Source organism: Streptomyces sp. NPDC044106 (assembly GCF_056433985.1).
The window spans coordinates 26327-40626 of sequence record NZ_JBWKFZ010000007.1 but is presented as its reverse complement, the minus strand read 5'-3'; the positions used below and the strand labels follow the sequence as shown (position 1 = coordinate 40626).

The 14300-nt window shown below is 72.1% G+C and carries 13 protein-coding genes; 3 read left to right on the top strand and 10 right to left on the bottom strand.

What is annotated here, in order from left to right:
- Positions 1-49 precede the first annotated feature (49 nt).
- Positions 50-517: an ATP-binding protein gene (locus AC07DI_RS13940; protein WP_384259032.1), complete on the bottom strand. Its 468-nt coding sequence runs from the start codon at positions 515-517 to the stop codon at positions 50-52.
- A 192-nt stretch (positions 518-709) separates the two neighbouring features.
- The gene (locus AC07DI_RS13935) at positions 710-1042 is read right to left on the bottom strand and encodes a hypothetical protein (RefSeq protein ID WP_384259029.1); all 333 of its coding nucleotides are present in this window, start codon (positions 1040-1042) and stop codon (positions 710-712) included.
- A gap of 329 nt (positions 1043-1371) precedes the next feature.
- On the opposite strand from AC07DI_RS13935, the gene AC07DI_RS13930 reads away from it, so the two are divergent.
- On the top strand, positions 1372-2469 hold the full coding sequence (locus tag AC07DI_RS13930) for a PLP-dependent cysteine synthase family protein (protein ID WP_478904805.1): 1098 nt from the start codon (positions 1372-1374) through the stop codon (positions 2467-2469).
- A 30-nt stretch (positions 2470-2499) separates the two neighbouring features.
- Here AC07DI_RS13930 and AC07DI_RS13925 read toward each other — a convergent pair whose 3' ends face one another.
- Together AC07DI_RS13925 and AC07DI_RS13920 are read right to left on the bottom strand one after the other, a co-directional pair.
- Positions 2500-2979, bottom strand: a complete 480-nt coding sequence (locus AC07DI_RS13925) for an SRPBCC family protein (RefSeq protein ID WP_478904533.1) — start codon at positions 2977-2979, stop codon at positions 2500-2502.
- A 63-nt stretch (positions 2980-3042) separates the two neighbouring features.
- On the bottom strand, positions 3043-3963 hold the full coding sequence (locus tag AC07DI_RS13920) for a DeoR/GlpR family DNA-binding transcription regulator (RefSeq protein WP_384259025.1): 921 nt from the start codon (positions 3961-3963) through the stop codon (positions 3043-3045).
- Positions 3964-4252: 289 nt separating this feature from the next.
- Here AC07DI_RS13920 and AC07DI_RS13915 point away from each other — a divergent pair, with 289 nt between their 5' ends.
- Positions 4253-6517, top strand: a complete 2265-nt coding sequence (locus AC07DI_RS13915) for a hypothetical protein (RefSeq protein ID WP_384259059.1) — start codon at positions 4253-4255, stop codon at positions 6515-6517.
- On the opposite strand, the gene AC07DI_RS13910 is transcribed toward AC07DI_RS13915, so the two are convergent.
- From AC07DI_RS13910 to AC07DI_RS13890, 5 genes are all read right to left on the bottom strand, one after another.
- On the bottom strand, positions 6477-8885 hold the full coding sequence (locus AC07DI_RS13910) for a right-handed parallel beta-helix repeat-containing protein (protein WP_478904531.1): 2409 nt from the start codon (positions 8883-8885) through the stop codon (positions 6477-6479). The two genes, AC07DI_RS13915 and AC07DI_RS13910, sit on opposite strands and share 41 nt — an antisense overlap.
- A gap of 181 nt (positions 8886-9066) precedes the next feature.
- Complete coding sequence (locus AC07DI_RS13905; RefSeq protein ID WP_478904529.1) at positions 9067-9672, bottom strand: Rv1733c family protein; 606 nt, start codon at positions 9670-9672, stop codon at positions 9067-9069.
- A gap of 357 nt (positions 9673-10029) precedes the next feature.
- Positions 10030-10455, bottom strand: a complete 426-nt coding sequence (locus AC07DI_RS13900; protein WP_384259018.1) for a DUF6643 family protein — start codon at positions 10453-10455, stop codon at positions 10030-10032.
- 246 nt (positions 10456-10701) lie between these two features.
- The gene (locus tag AC07DI_RS13895; protein WP_478904527.1) at positions 10702-11664 is read right to left on the bottom strand and encodes a phosphotransferase family protein; all 963 of its coding nucleotides are present in this window, start codon (positions 11662-11664) and stop codon (positions 10702-10704) included.
- Positions 11665-11747: 83 nt separating this feature from the next.
- On the bottom strand, positions 11748-12677 hold the full coding sequence (locus AC07DI_RS13890) for an NADP-dependent oxidoreductase (RefSeq protein WP_478904525.1): 930 nt from the start codon (positions 12675-12677) through the stop codon (positions 11748-11750).
- Positions 12678-12767: 90 nt separating this feature from the next.
- On the opposite strand from AC07DI_RS13890, the gene AC07DI_RS13885 reads away from it, so the two are divergent.
- Positions 12768-13211, top strand: coding sequence for a winged helix-turn-helix transcriptional regulator (locus AC07DI_RS13885; RefSeq protein WP_478904523.1), 444 nt, complete (start codon positions 12768-12770; stop codon positions 13209-13211).
- An 82-nt stretch (positions 13212-13293) separates the two neighbouring features.
- Here AC07DI_RS13885 and AC07DI_RS13880 read toward each other — a convergent pair whose 3' ends face one another.
- On the bottom strand, positions 13294-14028 hold the full coding sequence (locus tag AC07DI_RS13880; RefSeq protein ID WP_384259009.1) for a S1 family peptidase: 735 nt from the start codon (positions 14026-14028) through the stop codon (positions 13294-13296).
- Between the last annotated feature and the right edge of the window lie 272 nt (positions 14029-14300).

Genomic DNA, 14300 nt, shown 5'->3' with positions numbered 1-14300 from the left:
GCGTATCGGAGCGGCGGGAGGGCGCCTCGGTAGGCGGATCACCGCCCGGTCAGCCGGCAACGGCCGACCGGGCGGGAGTCTTTTCGCCCGCCCCGTAGACGGGATACGAGGCGCCGGCGGGCACGGGGGTGGGAAGCGTGAACCACACGGTCTTCCCCGCGTCGCCCTGCGGGCTGACACCCCAGGCCTCGCTCACCGCGGCGACCATAGCCAGTCCCCGCCCACAGGTGGCGAAGAGGTCGGGGTCGCCGATCAGCGGGAGCCGGGGATCGTGGTCGTGGACGGAGACCGTGAGGCGGTCGAGCAGCAGCTCGATCTCCACGGTGCACACCTTGTCCGGCTCGGCATGCCGGTGGACGTTGGTGAGCAGCTCCGTCACTCCGATGGCGGCTAGGTCGATCAAGGGATCCAGATGCCAGTAGCGCAACTGCGCAGATACGATTCTGCGGACCTGGCGGATCCGCGACGGCAGGGCTTGGAGCTCTACCGTGCAATGCCTGCTTGGCTGGCTGATCACGGCTGCGACTCCCCGAATTGAGGTCCGGAAGAAGACGACCTTCGGATTCAGCGGCGGCCGCTCGGTCTGCCGCCCGCTGTATGGCCGGCGGGCTGGTTCGCAGTGTCACCGCCGGTGAACCCAGAGTGATGTGAGACCAGAGTGACCCAGGGTGTGCGGGCCTGCAACTCGCACGGGTGATCGCGGCTCCGTTCAGCCTCGCGGACGGTGGTGCTCCGTGGCGTCGCGCACCGCCTCGATGAAGCTGCGCACCGTCGGCGGCCCCGCCTCGCCGGGCCGTGGCTCGTGCTCGCCGAGGGTGAGCCGGTAACGGGTGCCGTTCACCTCGGCCAGCGCCCGGTCGTCCGCGGCGAACCAGGGCTTGCCCGTGCGCACCGACTGCAGCGGCGCGCTGTCGATCTCCGTGCCGTAACTGGTGAGCAACTCCAGCCGGCCGTCGTGGATGCGTACCTGTCCGGCGCGCGTCAGAGAGCGCAAGCGCCGCTCGATCTGCACGCCCCGCGCCGTGAATTCCGGCTCCGCCATGGCACCGCCCCCTTGTGCTTCTTGTCGCGTCACTTCCGACGGGACGAATGCCCCGTGCCGTGAAGTCTGCACGTCCCGGGCGTAGAGCACCAGTGTGCATGGAGACGTCGGCCGACGGCTTCGCGCGCCCCCGGCCGAACGTCGTCGCCGGCCGCGCCCGGCGGCTGTGACACGTCCGCCTTTGAGCTGCTCAAAGGTGTGTTTATGCAGGTGGGAAGGGTGTGGCGGGTGTTTAAGATCGAGGTGTACGGCCGCGTCGAATCGCGTCCGGCACGACGCGAAGGAGCCCCGCCGTGAGCACCGCACAGCAGGATCGAGCCGATGGCCCGATGCCGACGCTCGATGTCGACCACAGCGACGACGCCTACCGGTCCTGGCTCAAAGAAGCCGTCCGCAAGGTCCAGGCCGACGCCAACCGTTCGGCCGACACCCATCTGCTGCGCTTCCCGCTGCCCGAGCACTGGGGCATCGACCTGTACCTGAAGGACGAGTCGACCCATCCGACGGGCAGCCTCAAGCACCGCCTCGCCCGCTCGCTGTTCCTCTACGGCCTGTGCAACGGCTGGATCCGGCCGGGCCGTCCGGTCATCGAGGCGTCCAGCGGCTCGACGGCCGTCTCCGAGGCGTACTTCGCAAGCCTGATCGGGGTGCCGTTCATCGCGGTGATGCCCCGCACGACCAGCGCCGAGAAGATCCGCCTCATCGAATTCCATGGCGGCCGGTGCCACTTCGTGGACGACTCACGCACGATGTACGCGGAGTCGGCGGCCCTCGCCGTCGAGACGGGCGGCCACTACATGGACCAGTTCACCTACGCGGAGCGGGCCACCGACTGGCGGGGCAACAACAACATCGCCGAGTCGATCTACCAGCAGCTGCGGCTGGAGCGCTACCCCGAGCCCGCGTGGATCGTCGCCACGGCGGGCACCGGCGGCACCTCGGCGACCATCGCGCGCTACGTCCACTACATGCTGTACGACACCCGCGTCTGCGTCGCGGACCCGGAGAACTCCTGCTTCTTCGACGGCTGGACGAAGAGCGACCCGGAGGCGACGAGCGACTGCGGGTCCCGCATCGAAGGCATCGGCAGGCCCCGCATGGAGCCCAGCTTCGTGCCCGGCGCGATCGACCGCATGATGAAGGTCCCGGACGCGGCGTCCGTCGCCGCCGTACGAGCCCTGGAGCGGGCCATCGGCCGCAAAGCCGGCGGCTCGACCGGTACGGGCCTGTGGAGCGCCCTGAGGATCGTCGCCGAGATGGTGGCCGCGGGCCGCACGGGCAGCGTCGTCACGCTGATCTGCGACCCCGGCGACCGCTACCTGGACAAGTACTACTCGGACGCGTGGCTGGACGAACAGGGCCTGGACATCACGCCGTACGCGCGGACGATCGACACGCTCCTCGGCACGGGCGCGTGGCCCGAGTAGCGCCCGGCGCAGGGGAGAAGGCCCCGCTCGCTACGGCTTGGTCGTGGTGAGCCGCCGGTCCAGCGCGGTGACGGCGTCGCGGAACGCCCGGCCGAGGCCCGAGCGGCCGAGCCTGACGGCGCCGCGCAACGGGGCGGCCCCGTCCATGGCGAACGTCCACCGCACCCGCGTTCCGGTACCGGCGGGGGAGAGCCGCCACTCCTCCACGAGGGCGCGCATGCCCGGCGCGTTGGTCTCGTCGACGCGGTAGGCGTACCGCGTCGGCTCGTCGGCGGCGAGGACCGTCTCACGGAAGCGGGTGCCGCCCTTGAGCCGGACCTCGCGGCCCGTGCCGCCGCCGGTGGGCCGGCACAGGGTGACCGCGGTGAACCACTGGGGCCAGCCCGTCACGTCGTCGGCAAGGGCGCGGTAGACCGCCTCGGGCGGCGCGCTCACCTCACGTACGAAGACCAGACGTACGGGAGCGGTTTCGACGAAGTCGAGACCCACGGGCCCAAGACGGCGTGCCATCGAACTCTGCCCCCCAGCGGAACGGGACGGTTGACCGGAGCCGTCACGATAGCTGGCGGCCCGTCAGATGTCTGCCCGGACCCCGGAGTCGAACTCGGCACCGACGGATCCCGCACCGGCGGACTCGGCGGCCGTCCCGGCCCCGGCGGCGTCCTCGGCGCTCCCGGCCGCCCCGCGCTCACCCGTGACCACCAGGCGGTTCAGATGCTCGGAGATCTCCACGCGCGCCTCCGCGGGCAGTCCCGCGTCGGTGACCAGCGTGTCCACCTGCGAGAGCGTGGCGAACGAACTCAGGCCCACCGTCCCCCACTTGGTGTGGTCCGCGACCACCACCACACGGCGCGCCGACCGCACGAGGCGCCGGTTCGTCTCCGCCTCGGCCAGATTCGGCGTCGAGAGACCGGCCTTGGGCGATATGCCGTGCACGCCCAGGAAGAGCACGTCGAAGTGGAGCGACCCGATCGCCTGGTCCGCGACAGGACCGACCAGCGAATCCGACGGCGTGCGCACGCCACCGGTCAGCACCACCGTCGCCGCGCCCTGCCGCTGCCCCGAGGTGCGCTGCGCGGAGTGGAAGACGTCCGCCACCCGCACCGAGTTCGTCACCACCGTCAGGTCCGGCACGTCCAGGAGGTGGTGCGCCAGCGCGTACGTCGTCGTGCCGCCCGACAGGGCGATCGCCGTGCCGGGCGCCACCAGGGCCGCCGCGGTCCGCGCGATGTCCTCCTTGGCGGTCAGCTCAAGGCCCGACTTGGCCTCGAACCCCGGCTCGTGCGTGCTCGCCTCGACCACCGGGACCGCGCCGCCGTGGACCTTCTCCAGGACCCCCTGGCGGGCCAGCGCGTCCAGGTCCCGGCGGACCGTCATGTCGGACACGCCCAGCTTGCGGGTGAGCTCATTGACGCGGACACCGCCGCGGCGGCGCACCTCGTCGAGGATCAGAGCGCGGCGCTGCTCGGCGAGAAGGTTCTGATGGTCGCTCACGCCGGTCCGGCCCTTCTGCCGCGTCACACCCGTCACGCCCCTCCGGCGCCCCGCCTCATCCTCGCACGGGCCCCCGGCGCCCGTACCACCGCCCGGGGCCCCACACGGCCGCGGAACGGCGCGGAAGGAGGAGATTGCGTGAGGAGGGGTGCGCGGAGGGCCACGAGCCGAGATTCTGGTTCCCTCACCACGCGTATCTCGGGGAAGCGGAACAGTGGAGCGTGCGACGCAGGACGAGACCGCCCTGGAACTCCTGGTCCATGGAGTCGGGGGAACCACACCGGAAGAGATGCTGGGCGATCCGCGCACCGTGCGGATCTCCGGCGACGGCACGGCGGCCGTCTTCCGCCGCACCGAGGACGCCGACGCCGAACAGCGCCCCGACGACTACCGCGGCAAACCGGTGCCCGAGGCGTACGTCTGGTGCAACCTGACCTCCGGCAACGGCTCCCGCGCCCTGTGGCTCCTGCTGCTGCCCTTCATGGTCGTCAACATCGCCCACTGGATGCGCCCCACCTCCCGCCACCGCAGACGCCTCGTGCGCACCTACGGCCTCCTGGTGCGGCTCATCGGCCTCACCCTCACCGTGCTGCTCGTCGCCGCCGCCTGCGAGATCGCGCTCGACCTCACGGCCTGGCAGTGCGCCGGCACACCCCGCTGCGGTGACGACCACGGCTGGCTCGGCTTCCTCGCCACCGACGCCTCCGGGCACGGCGGCTGGTGGTCGCAGCCCGGCCGCCGCCTCGCCCTCGCCGCCCTCCTGCCCGCCGCGCTCACCGGCCTGCTCTGGTACCTCTCCCACCGCACCTGGAGCGCGTACGAGTCCCAGCAGCCCCTGCCCCACCAGCCCGACCCGGAGGAGGAGACCAGCCGCACCGCGCTCGGCAGGCCCGGCTTCTGGTACGGCCGGCGCCTGGTGGCCCGGCTCCGCGCCGCCCACACGGCGGCGGGACTGCTCACCGTCGCCGGGGCGGTCGGCACCTCGGCCGCGCGGCACGACCGGCGCCCCGGGGGTCCCGCGCCGCTCGACGCCCTCGGCTGGGCGCTCGACTCGGCGCTCGCACTCGGCGGCGCGGTCGTCGTCTGGGTGGTCTGCCGCAGAGGGCGCAGCGAGCACAGGCTCGACCGCAAGCTGGACAGGACCCTGGTGCGCTGCCTCCCGCTGGGCGCGCTCACCCTGTTCGTCCTCGCCCTGCTGTACGCGGGCTGGTCGCGTCCCGGCTGGCGCTCCGAGGGCAGACTGCCGGGCAACGCCACGTTCGGCGGCATCGCGCTCGTCCAGGGCGCCCTGGTCCTCTGCCTCGCGGCCGCCGCCCACTTCCTGTACCGCTCCTCGCCCGACTCCCGCACCGCCATCCGCGGCTTCGGCGGCCCCGCCGTGGCCATGCTGTCGTGCGCCCTCGGCGGGGTCATGACCGGTGGCGGGGCGCAGCGCGTCTCCGACTGGCTGGACGGCACCCATGGGTCCATCGACGGGCCGCCCGCACTGCTCACCTGGCAGGCGTCCGCGATCCCGCTGCTCCTGGTGGTCGTCGCGGTGCTGTGCGGCTGGTTCGGCGTGCGCACCGTCCAGTACCAGCGCCGCGAGATGGCGCACGTACCGCTGGACTACCCCGGCGAGCCGAAGGACTCCACCCGCACCCGCCGCATCGCGGGCACCCGCGCGCGTGCCGCCCTCACCGACCGCGCGCCGCTGCTCGTCGGCATCATCTCCGCCGTCACCCTGCTGCTCGGCGCCGGGGCGCTCACGGGTGCCTGGGTCACGGACGAGGTCCCGGGGCAGGCCGCACAGGGCCTGCCCGACGTTCTCGAGGGAGCGGCGCAGACGTCGCAGGCGCTCGGCTCCTGGCTGGTCGGACTCGGCTTCATACTCTTCGTCACCTGGGGCCGCCGCGCCTACAAGGACCCCTCGGCCCGCCGCACCATCGGCATCCTCTGGGACGTCGGCACCTTCTGGCCGCGCGCCGCCCACCCCTTCGCGCCGCCCTGCTACGCCGAGCGCGCGGTGCCCGACCTCACCTGGCGGATGGCGGCCTGGACGCGGGCGACCAGCGCCACGGGCGGCCGCCTCGTCCTCTCCGGCCACTCCCAGGGCAGCGTCCTCGCGGCGGCCGCGGCCTGGCAACTGCGCCCCTCGGTCCGCAGGCGCGTCGCACTGCTCACCTACGGCTCGCCCCTGGAGCGCCTCTACGGCCGCTGGTTCCCCGCCCACTTCGGCCCGGCGGCCCTCTCCTCGCTGCACCGCGAGGTCGACTGCTGGCGCAACCTCCACCGCCCCACCGACCCGATCGGCGGCCCCATCCAGCTCCACGGCGACTGCGGCCCGCAGGTCGACCGCCCCGCCCTCAAGGACCCCCTCGCGTACGGCCGCACCCAGGAGCACCCGCTCCCGGCGCCGATCCTCGGGCACGGCGACTACCAGGCCGATCCCGCGTTCGCCGAGGAACGCGCGCGGCTCCTGGCCCGCCTCAAGCCGGGCGTCCCCGCACCCAGGCCCCCGGCGGCGGACGGAGTCACATCAGCTCCGGCAGATCCTCCGGATACAGCAGGGTGAGATCGTCCGTGCTCACCTCGGCGAGCTGGGCGACCCGGCCCGCGTGCCGCTCCACCATCGCCTCGAAGGTCTGCCGCGCGGTGCGGCCATTGCCGAACGCGGGGCCCTTGGGGAGCGCGGTGAAGTACTTCAGGAGCGCCTCGGACGCACCGGCGCCGAGGCGGTACTCGTGCTCGTCGGCCTGCTGCTCCACGATGCGCAGCAGCTCCTCGGGGGCGTAGTCGCTGAAGGTGATGGTCCGTGAGAAGCGGGAAGCCACACCGGGGTTGACGGACAGGAACCGCTTCATCTCCGCGGTGTACCCCGCGACGATCACCACGACGGCCTCGCGGTGGTCCTCCATCAGCTTCACCAGCGTGTCGATGGCCTCACGGCCGAAGTCGCGACCGGAGTCCTCCGGCGACAGCGCGTACGCCTCGTCGATGAACAGCACGCCGCCGCGCGCCCGGTCGAACGCCTCCTGGGTGCGGATCGCCGTCGAGCCGATGTGCTCGCCGACCAGGTCGACGCGGGAGACCTCGACGAGGTGGCCGCTCTCCAGGACGCCGAGCGAGGCGAGGATCTCGCCGTACAGCCGGGCGACGGTCGTCTTGCCCGTGCCGGGGGAGCCGGTGAAGACCAGATGGCGGCGGACGGACGCGGCCTTGAGACCCGCCTGTTGCCTGCGGCGGCCCACCTCGATCATGTCGGTCAGGGCGCGCACCTCCCGCTTGACGCTGTCCAGGCCGACCAGCGCGTCGAGTTCACCGAGCACCTCCTTGGAGGCGCGGCAGGACGTCTCGGCGGCGGGGGCCGCGGCCTGCGGGGCCTGCTGGGCGGGCAGGGAGCCGAGCAGACCGACGGTCTGCGTGGCCGTCTGGACGGCGGGCGCCGCCGACGCCGCCGAGGGAGTACGCAGGCCGCCGCTCTCGTCGCTCGCGCACTCCTCGACGATCGGCCCCTCCTCGGCGAACTCGAAGCCACCGCGGGCACACCGCTCCGTACGGCACTTCTTCAGCGTCGTACGGCAGCCGTCTATCACGTGGAAGCCGTAGCCGCCGCTGCCGCTCACCCGGCAGCCGTGAAAGCTGCCGCGGCCTCCCGCGGAGACGTAGAAACCGGCCTCGGCGGGCGAGGTGACGGTGCAGCGCTCGATGGTGGGGTCGGCGCCCTTGGTGACGATCACGCCCGTCTGGACGGCGTCGACCGTGCAGTTGGCGAGGGTGCCGCCACTGCCGTGGTCGCGGAACCACGCGCCCGTGGCGGCCTCGCGGATGCGGCAGTCGTCGAGCTGCGCGGTCGCACCGTCGCTCACCGACACGGCGGTGTTGCGCACCTGGGAGAGGTCGCTGTCGACGAGGTCGGCGCGCGAACCGCGGTCGAGCACGAACAGCGCGTCCGGCACGTCGTGCACGCGGCACGACTCCAGGACGGCGGCGGCGCCGTCGCTGACCCAGACCGCCGGGTAGTCGCCCGTACTGTCATGGATCTCGCACTGATTGGCGTCCACGCGCGTGCCCGGGTCCCAGACCGAGAGGCCGTTGCGCCCGAACCGGCTCACCGTGGACCGGGTCAGCGTGAGCACGGATCGCGAGCGCAGGTCGACCGCGTTCTCCGGGATGTCGTGGATACGGCAGTCGGCGAGCGTGAGCACGGCGTCCGTGTCGAGCGTGATGCCGTCGGACGTGGTGCGGTGCACGTCGCAGTCGGTCAGGTGCGCCGCGGCCCGCCCGGTGACCTGCACACCGGACCCCTTGACCTCGTACACCTCGCAGCCGATGGCCTCGAGCCCGCTGTGCTCCCCGGTCACCGAGAGGCCCGCGCCCGAGGCGTGGTGCACCCGGCAGCGCTCCAGGCGGGGATGGGCACCGCCGCGCACCGCGACGCCGGACTGGCCCGCCGCGACGATCTCGCACTCCTCGAAGACACCACCACCTCCGTCGAGCACGGCGATGCCGACGCCGCCGGGATTGTCGACGGTGCAGCGGCGCACGGTCGGCCGCGCCCCGCCGCGCACCTCGATCCCGGCCGCCGAACGCGTCACCACCCGGACGCCGATGAGCTCCGGGGCGCCGTCCTCGACGAGCAGCGCGGGCGCGGCCGAGTCCTGGCCCTCGATGTGCAGATCCTGTACGACCGCGGAGGAGCGGATGGTCAGCGGCACACCGTCGGACGGCGCGATGCGCACCGAGCCGGGAGAGCTCTCGGGGCCGCGCAGCGTCACCGCGCGCTGGACGACGAGGTTCTCGCGGTACGTACCGGCGGCGACGGTCAGTATGTCCCCGTCGCTCGCGGCCTCCAAGGCAGCGGCGAGCGAGGCGTACTCGCCGGTGCGGCGCCGCCACCGCGACGTGCCGGTGTGCGTCACCTGGACCGTGCCTTGTGCCATGGAGTTGCTCTGCCCCCACCTCGTCGTACGCGGGATCCTGCGTCGTCGTGCCGTCACTGCGCAGGGAGCCGAAGAGTTCGGCCGGTCCACCGTAGCGCGCGCGAGCATGCGGAGTTGACCCGATGGCCAGGCTCTCACCTGCGCGGCCTCGGGCAGGCGTGTTCGAGGGCGCCGGGCGGGGTCAGGAACCGGTGCCGGTCCGGCCCCAGTCCGGTCCCGCCTTGGCCCACGCCTGGTCGAGGCGGGCATGGCGTCCTCGCACGATGCGCCAGAGGATCAGCCTGCGGGTGCCCTCCACGAGTCCGGCGGCCGCCGTGGCCGCGCCGAGGCCGGCGAGGACGGCGTGCGTGGTCGCGGTCGCGTCGTCCAGCGGGCGGCCCACGACCCGGCCGCGCTCGTCGGTCCACATCCTGAAGCGGTCGCCGGTGTGCGGGGACTTGAGGTCGGAGAGGACCACGCCGAAGCGGTCGGTGTCGTCCGGAGCCGTCCAGCGCGCGAGTACGCGGCTGTGCGCGTCACGGGCGGAAGACGTCTCGGGGTCGGGGTCGAGCGGGGGAGAGTCGACCTTGCGCAGGACGGTGCCGGTGATCCGGTGGCGGTGCTCTTGCTGCTGGCGCACCGAGCCGAGGAGCGCGTCCCGCGACTGGCTCGCCGTGAGCACACCGATGACAGGGACCGCGACGACGATCAACACCAGGGCGACCAGAGCCACCCAGGCCTCCACGAGGTCGGTGCCGCGGCGCAGTGGATTGTGCCGCCACCGCCAGAGGCCGACGATTGCCCGCACTGCCCTGCACCCCCTTCCGCGTCCGTCTTGACCAGAAACGGCACGGCCTACGCGCGGGAGCCGGGAGCGGAGAGCGGAATCACCCTCCGAGGACGCCCCCTTCGCGTAACCCTTCACATCCACGATGCCCAACGACCGTGACCCGTCACCCAGTTCCCCGTCATCATCCCGTTCCCCGTCCGGGCCCGGATCATTCGAGGACCGGCAGAGGGTCACCGATGCGGATGATTCCGGTGGATTCGAGCCGCAGGTTCCGCCCGAAGTGATGAGGGAGCCGGGGCCCGTGTCGAAGACGAGGCCCGGACGCGGCATGCGGCCATCCTGTCGGCGGTCACTGACAGGGATGGCCGCGCGCGGTCAGTACCCGCGGTAGGGGCGGTTGTACGGATCCTCGTACGTCGCCGGGGCGGGACGAGGGGCCGCGGGGCGCATCGCCTCGTACCCCGTGCCCTGGGCGGGACGCTGGGGCTGGGCGCCCGGGTAGCCGCGCGGGCCACCGGCCTGTTGTGGGATGTACTGCGACGGCGCCTGCTGCAGCGGTGCGGGCTGCTGGGCCTGCGCGTAGCCGTACGCGGGGTTGGGGTGGGACGGCGCGGCCGGCAGGGCGGGCAGCGCGGCCGGAAGCGCGGGCAGGTGACTGCCCGAGTCGTACGCGGAGGGAACCCGGATCGGGGCGATCTGCGGAGTGCCCCGCTCGGCGACGAGGGAGTCGTAGATAGGGGTGTCCGGGAAGGACGGCGCGGAGTAGTAACCGCCGCCATAGGTGGAGCGGGGGGAGGTCATGCTCCATAAGTTAAGCCCTTGATGTGCTGGTTGGGGAGTCCCAATCTTGGGGTCATCCTTTTTGCGCCATTTTTGCCCGATTGACAGGTCGACATACCGGTGCGGTGGGGGTATCGGCGGCGCCCACCGCCTGAGGCGGGAGAGTCCGCAGTGGCGTCGGCATCAGAGTGGCACCGGCACGGGTTTCGGCACAGTTCGCGGGGGCCGGTGGCGGAAAGGGGCCGCCCCTTCGCTTCGGGGGTGCGCTCAGCTCTGTGCGTCCATCAGGGCGGTGACGTAGGCGTCCAGCCGTTCCTCCACGACGCGCGTCGTCAGCTCCGCCCTTCCTGCCTCCCGCCACAGCTCGGCCAATTCCCGCACCTCCTCCGAGCTCGCCAGCGCGTCCCGCACCTGCCAGTACAGCCGCTCGCTCGCGGCGGCGGCCAGCACCCCGCCGGCCTCCTCGTACGCCTCGGTGAACCGCAGCCCCCACGCCGGGCCGTGCAGCAGCGCGAGACTGGCCGAGCAGTGCGCCACGTCGAGATCCGCCGGGCCGCTGGAGGTCACCGCCCAGTCGACGACGCCGGTGATCAGGGCACCGGCCGACTGCGCGGGCGCCTCGTCGAACAGCACGTTCCCGGGCTGGAAGTCCCGGTGCAGGAAGCGCTCTTCATGGGGCGGCGCAGGCTTGCGGATCACGTCGATCGCCGCGGCCCATACCGTCGCGTCGGCGCCCTTCGGCACTACGACGCTCTCGGCGGTCGTCAGCGCCACGTACTTCCGGGGCGGCCGGCCGGGGCGTACCGCGTGAATCGCCACGAGCTGACGTGCCAGCAGCGGAACACGTGTCTCCAACCCCTCGTCGTGGAGGGCCGGCCGGCCCTCCAGGTGGGTCATCAGGAGCGACGGGTACTCGCAGTGTGCTGCGGTCGGATCGACCGCGACCAGCTCGGGTGCCGGGACACCGGTCGCCGTGAGCAGTCGCAGGGCGTCGCTCTCGCGGCCCAGCAAGTCCGCGGCCTGCCGCACGTAGTACGGGTCGACGAAGTTTCGCAGAACCAGGCCCCGGGTGCCTCCGCTCCGCGTGCGGATGGTCAGCCGCCGCATGTCGGCCGTGATGCCGCCGTGCAGCGCCACGGCCTCGACGACCCGTTCACCGTCATCCAGATGCCGCTTCACCCAAGCCAGCGTCCGCGGTCGTACCGTCGCCTCCACCTCCTGGTCCGTCACCGCTCCACCTCATCATTCGGGCGGCGGCCCGCGCAAAGGCTTTGTCGGAGGCGCCAGCCCGCGCCGAACGGCATCAGACGGCATCAGACGGTGAGGACGAGCTTGCCCAAGAGGTGGCCTTCGTCGAGCAGTCGGTGTGCGTCGGCGACGCGTTCGAACGGGAACGTCCGCTGTACATGCACCCGGAGCCTGCCCTGTTCGACGAGTTCGACGAGAGCTCGCAGGGCGAGCGGATCGGGGTCGACCGCTATGCCGCTGAAGTGCACGCCGGCCGCCTCGTACCTGGCGGCGAGCCTCGCGTCCTGCTCGGCGACCGCCGTCACGAGGTGGCCGCCCGGGCGGAGCACGTCGAGCGAGCGCTCGACGGTGTCGCCGCCGATCGTGTCGAGCACGACGTCGATGTCGCGGATCTTCTCGGTGAAGTCGACCGCCGTGTAGTCGATCACCTCGTCGGGGCCGAGCCCCTCGACGAACTCCCGCTTGCTCCGGCCGGCGGTCGTGATCACGTGCGCGCCGAGCGCTTTCGCGATCTGGACCGCGACGTGACCGACCCCGCCGCCACCGCCGTGGACCAGGACGCGGTCGCCCTCCTTCACGCCGGCGAGGTCGACGAGGCCCTGCCACGCCGTCAGCCCGACGATCGGCAGCGCCGACGCCTCGACGTGCGAGAGCGCCGCCGGCTTGCGCACCAGGTGCAAGGCGGGAGACGCCACGACCTCGGCGTACGCGTTCGCGGCCCGTGGGAACAGCGGCATCCCGAACACCTCGTCGCCGGGCCTGAACCGCCACGTCTGCGGCGTCCCCACGACCACGCCGCTGATGTCCCAGCCGAGGACGAACGGCGGCCGGCCGATCAGCGGGAACTCTCCGGCGCGCAGGCGCGCCTCCAGCGGGTTCAGCCCGATCGCCCTGACGCGGACGAGGGCCTCGGTCGGCAGGGGCCGGGGCTCCGGCGCGTCCACGATGGTGAGCACCTCGGGGCCGCCGAACGTCTGCTGGGTGATGGCTCGCATGGCTCTCCTGGTAGGTAGGGAAGAGGAGAACCAACGCTAGGTTTCCGACAGGAACCAGCAAGTGCCTTCGGCGCAGGTAGCTTGGGCCCCATGAGCGGTTTCGGCCCCGGTGATCCCTTTCTCGCCGACTGCCCGGCGCGTCTGGCGGTCGAGCTGATCGCCGACAAGTGGACGGTGGTCGTGCTCTACGGCCTGAGCAAGGGCCCGGTGCGCCATGGCGAGTTGATCGAGTTGATCGGCGGCATCTCCCGCAAGATGCTCACCCAGACGCTCCGACGGCTCCAGGCGCACGGACTCGTCCGCCGCCACGCCTACGCCGAGGCGCCGCCCCGCGTCGAGTACGAGCTCACCCCGCTCGGGGCGACGTTGATCGACCCGATCCACATGTTGACCGAGTGGGCGAGGGCGAACGGTGACGCTGTGCTCGACGCGACCGACGCGACCGACGCGACCGACGCGACCGACGCGACCGACGCGATCGACGCGACCGACGCGATCGACGCCGGTCCTGAGCCGGTCGCCTGTAGCGACTGAGGCTCACGCCGGGGCACTTGAGGCGGAAGGTCCACGCTCGCCCAGGGTCCGCCGGAGTGCCTGCCTCAGCCGCGCGTCGGCGCTATCGCCGGATGACGGAGCGGATCCAGGAGAGCTGCTGGGAGACCTCTCCGGCCTCGGCGCTCTTCTCGCGGTCGGAGCCGTTGAAGACGCCGATGAGGGTTTCGGTGCCGCGCGGGCCGACGGTCATCACCGGGCCGCCGGAGTCACCTCCGGCGGGAATCCCCTTCACCTTCTTCATGCAGAAGTCGGGGCCGCCCGGAATGGTGTGGTTCGCGCAGCGGGGGTCGTCCGGCCGTACGACCTTCAGGTCCGACTGCTTGAGTACGGGCGACTGGCAGGCGCTCTCGTCCGTCGTGCAGGTAGCGCCCCACCCGTACTGACGCACGGCCTGGCCGACGCGGACGCCGACCGTGGACAGGCGCGCCGTGCGGACGTTCATCGGCGGGACCTTGACGAGCATCATGTCGGAGTGCGCGCTACCGACGCGCTTGTGGGGGATGGGGCGGACCTTGGTGCCCCTGCGCATGTCGAGATTGCCCACGCGGAAGGAGATCCGCTTGTCGGCGACCGGCTGCGCCTGCTCGTAGAAGCAGTGCGAGGCGGTGAGGATCCACTGGCGGGCGACTGCCGTCCCGGTGCAGGCCGGTTTGCCGTCGACGAGCATGCGGACGGCCCACGGGCCGTAGGTGCTCTTGGACCCGCCGATGACGGCGGAGGCCGGAGCGGACGACACCACGGAGGCCGCGACCAGCGCCAGGGCGGTCAGCAGCAGGACACGAACGCGACGCATCATGCAGAACAACTCCTCTCAGAGGGGGTACAGCCGTACGGCTAGTGAGAGACCTGACCGAGCAATTGCGTTCCGCACGAACCGCAGGAAGAAGGGCCGGGTTTCCGGCCTCCCGCCCAGGGGAGCCGCCCTGAGCGGAACGAGAGACTGGATACTCGCGGAATGGATGGATCAAGAGCTGACTGGATCAACACCACGCATGACTGGGCTCGTGATGTGGACTTGGGCCATCTAGCCCGGATCCGCCGAGAGCCGGAGCGGTTCGCTCCCTGCGG

Excerpts from the sequence above, each read along its gene's own strand:
- AC07DI_RS13900 (WP_384259018.1), bottom strand. The coding sequence starts at position 10,455 with ATGACCTCCCCCCGCTCCACCTATGGCGGCGGTTACTACTCCGCGCCG.
- AC07DI_RS13930 (WP_478904805.1), top strand. The coding sequence starts at position 1,372 with ATGCCGACGCTCGATGTCGACCACAGCGACGACGCCTACCGGTCCTGG.
- AC07DI_RS13885 (WP_478904523.1), top strand. The coding sequence starts at position 12,768 with ATGAGCGGTTTCGGCCCCGGTGATCCCTTTCTCGCCGACTGCCCGGCG.
- AC07DI_RS13880 (WP_384259009.1), bottom strand. The coding sequence starts at position 14,028 with ATGATGCGTCGCGTTCGTGTCCTGCTGCTGACCGCCCTGGCGCTGGTC.
- AC07DI_RS13910 (WP_478904531.1), bottom strand. The coding sequence starts at position 8,885 with ATGGCACAAGGCACGGTCCAGGTGACGCACACCGGCACGTCGCGGTGG.
- AC07DI_RS13915 (WP_384259059.1), top strand. The coding sequence starts at position 4,253 with ATGCTGGGCGATCCGCGCACCGTGCGGATCTCCGGCGACGGCACGGCG.
- AC07DI_RS13925 (WP_478904533.1), bottom strand. The coding sequence starts at position 2,979 with ATGGCACGCCGTCTTGGGCCCGTGGGTCTCGACTTCGTCGAAACCGCT.
- AC07DI_RS13935 (WP_384259029.1), bottom strand. The coding sequence starts at position 1,042 with ATGGCGGAGCCGGAATTCACGGCGCGGGGCGTGCAGATCGAGCGGCGC.
- AC07DI_RS13890 (WP_478904525.1), bottom strand. The coding sequence starts at position 12,677 with ATGCGAGCCATCACCCAGCAGACGTTCGGCGGCCCCGAGGTGCTCACC.